Origin of the sequence: Arthrobacter sp. OV608, from assembly GCA_900110595.1 — a bacterium.
Taxonomy (GTDB): domain Bacteria; phylum Actinomycetota; class Actinomycetes; order Actinomycetales; family Micrococcaceae; genus Arthrobacter.
The window spans coordinates 1-3330 of the sequence record FOEZ01000053.1; the positions used below are offsets into that span (position 1 = coordinate 1).

General features: G+C 59.2%; 1 protein-coding gene. It reads right to left on the reverse strand.

Annotated features, from left to right (window positions below; all coding sequences use genetic code 11):
• Positions 1–303: 303 nt before the first annotated feature.
• Positions 304–1203 (reverse strand): tyrosine-protein phosphatase, encoded by a 900-nt coding sequence (locus BMX78_RS22505; RefSeq protein WP_170850934.1) that lies wholly within the window; start codon positions 1201–1203, stop codon positions 304–306.
• Positions 1204–3330: the final 2127 nt, after the last annotated feature.

A 3330-nucleotide genomic window follows, 5' to 3' on the forward strand; every position in this document is an offset into this window, starting at 1 on the left:
CATGAAGACCTCTTAGTCGTTGGCTGTGTGTGGTAACCACCAACCTAAGAGGTCTTCACCTATTCACGATGTAACCAACGTCCTGACTTAGTACACCTAGCCCCCGGCGTTATGACGTTCACGGCAGTTGCAGACTGTTCCGTTCATTGTCTATGCGGCCTTAGAGCGTATCCCGGCAAATTTTTAGGCCGTTTTCATTCAGGGTTTTCCATCAGCGACCCGAATCCTTCGATATCCGCCATTTGATCTGGAATTCTTGCAGGGCCTAGCGAAGTTCAGGACGGGGCCCTCGAGAAGGCAGGATCAGTTGACGCCCTTCGTGAGCATGCGTTGCTTGAGGGCTTTCACGGTATTCGGGCTGATGCCGAGGCCATCAATGACGTAGTTCTCCATAGTGCCGTATTTGGCCTTTACTTCGTCGAGACCGGCCTGGAGGTATGAGGGGTGCACCAGATGGATCTGGGCGGTTACCTCGCGCTCAGTTGCCGGGAAACTGGCGAGCAGGGCTTGGACTTCTGGGCTGTTGTAGTAGTAATCGTTGGAGAGCAGATAGTCCTTCATGACGGTGTCAGGGTCCACACCGAGCAGGGTGAGGACAACAGCGGCGCCCCAGCCGGTGCGGTCCTTCCCGGCAGTGCAGTGCCAGAGCTGAGCGCCCTCGCTGGTCGCCAGGCCGTTGAGGAGGGCCGCAAAGGAGGCCTTGCCGGAAGCGCTGTTAACCATCTGTCGCTCTAAGTCCTCCATATACATCCGTGCCTCGGTAGGAGTAGTGGGGGCCTCCGGAAAAGTGAAGGAATCGGCAACCTTGAGGTTTTGGTACTGAACTCCTTCGGGGACCACATCCGGGACGTTCTTGATTTCGAACGGTTGGCGAAGGTCGTACACCTGGCCCAGCCCAAGGGATGCGACGACCGCTCGGTCGCTGGGGGACTCCGAGGTGGCAAGGGCGTTACTGCGGTACATGACTCCCATGCGGACCCACTGGCCGCTTCGAGTGCGGTAGCCTCCGACATCCCGGAGGTTTGAAACGCTTGCCAGGCCGAGCGCCCGGGGGGTGACGTCCAACGGTGCACCACCACGGGCGCTCAGGCGGAACCAAGGGCGGACGCCATTCTGGGCAGGGTTGCTGAAGGAGCCGATAGAGACGCTGTGGGCTACAGAGGACCAGGTAGTGCCGCCATCCGTGGAAAGGGAGACGTTCACCGGGATACCGGAATGAGTGGTCCAGTTGACGGTCCACCGGCCAGAGATGCTGGTGACTTCCGCCCCAGTGAAGGGGACTGTGTGCCAGAGGCCTGGATGCCTTGGACCGCGGCGGTAGTGGGCGTGACGACGGCATGTGCCGCCGGAGCGATCAGGGCGTGCGGGGTGAGGACAGCGGCCAACAAGGCAGCAACCGGGAGAGCCCGGCGCGGGGAGAAGTACACGGAAGACCTTACAGTGGGGAATTAGGAGACGGCGATTCGATCATCAATGAATGAAGTTATTGTTGGAATTGAAATAGCGGCTAAGTATCTAGCTATGTGATGCAGCCCACAAACTAGGAACCGTTGAAAGATGACACAGCTGCAGAGTTGGTATGCAGTGGCAGCCAGCTGCGCAATCTTTAGATGACATACACCCCTGTATCCGACTTTGATTCGTGAGGCCGAGGTTCTACCCGAATGCCGGAGTTCCACAGATTAGTGCCGCTGCGGAGGCACACGTGCACGGCGAAGTTGAACCTCGGGGGAAACTGTTACAGCAGTTGGGGAAGGCGTGTTCACACAAGCTCCTTCGCTAGGGAATCCAGGATGCTGGGAATGCGCATTCACATCGGACTTTGGCTAAAACGGAACGCAGTCAGAAAAAGGTGTGAATGCGTATTCAGCGAGGATAGGACTGCGCTTTGACCATGTCAACCTCCCTCTGCTGCCCGCAGGGGTCAACGAAGGCCAAGGAGCAGGAGCGGAGAGAACCCCGCATCGGCAGCTAAAAGAATCCCTTTTCGGCGTATCCCCCGTCCCCTAAAGAGCGATAATGGATATTCCGTCACTTTCGTCTGAATGGTCCCAGTGTGCCTGGTCCTGCTCCTGGATCTTCACCCAGGCGCCGCCTGCACGGATCATTTGTCCTCAGCAGTACACTTCTTGCGCAGGCCTCTTTCTGACACTCCGCCTGCTGCCGCCGGTCAAGACATGGATGCCTGCCTTTAACTGCATCGCGGCGGCAACGGGTCGAGAAGCGGTGTGCACAGGGGTCCTTCAGTGGAACACTTTGTTGATGGACGTCTCCGAGTAGTGGCCACGGGTCAGTACGCAAACGCGCGCCTGGCTTATGGAGCACAATGGCGAGACGCCGACGCCACCGGTCATCGCGGACAGCAGGGCGGTTACCGGCGCCGCTTCCTGGCCGGCTGTTGATTCAGTGGCCGGCAGCCAACCTCCTGACGAGGTAGTGGACTGGATCAAGGCGGTCGCCAGCGCCGAGCAGCCACGACCGGCTGATTAATGTACTTCGCTGCCTGAAAACACTACACCAAGTCTTATCATCAGAACTTTCTCCGACTTGGGCGCTCCACGCACTGCATACCATGTGCCTGCTCCATACACGGCTGGAAGCCGACCGGAACCCGCAACAGATGCGCGCTTCTTCGGCTAATGACCGCCGAGACGAGCTGGCATGGGCCGGTATACACGAGATGGGAATAGTGCCTGCAATGTTCACGCCTAGGAGGAATTTGGTGCTTCCAGGAAGCCTAAGCCCTGGCTCGTAAACCATGCGGAGGGGCCGCGACTGGGGACTGTCGACGTCGTACATCAAGGGCTCGTGCAGGACGGTCCAGCTGTTCCTGGAGCACGCCAACGAGTATCCGTCGACCTGGTCGGCGCATCACGTGGACGAATTCCTGGCGGACCGGCGCAGCTCGGAGAAGGGTCTGGCTGTCAACGCTGAGGGTCATTCAACGTGCGGGTTGAGGCCGAAATCGACGTACTCAAGCATCACCAGTTCACGCCGATGCAGCCCGTAGGCATAGGCGACCTTGAACGCCGTCGAGTCCCTCAGCTCCGGCAGCCAGCGCGTTGAACCCTAGGCGAACTCGGTGTCGACCAAGTCGTCGGGTCCATGTGAACGCCCGGCTGCATGCCGGCACGGCATCGTCAGTCGTATGCCGGGGAAATACGCATCGCTCACCCGCGAATGCGTCCGTGGCCTACTGGTCGAACACAACGCGCTGCCGCGCCGCGATGAACTCCAACGTCAAGCAGACACCGGCCGCGGAGTACTACGCGATACCGCAGAACGAAAAGCAGTGGACACCGACAGTCTGGGGAGGCCGCCCGATCAGCT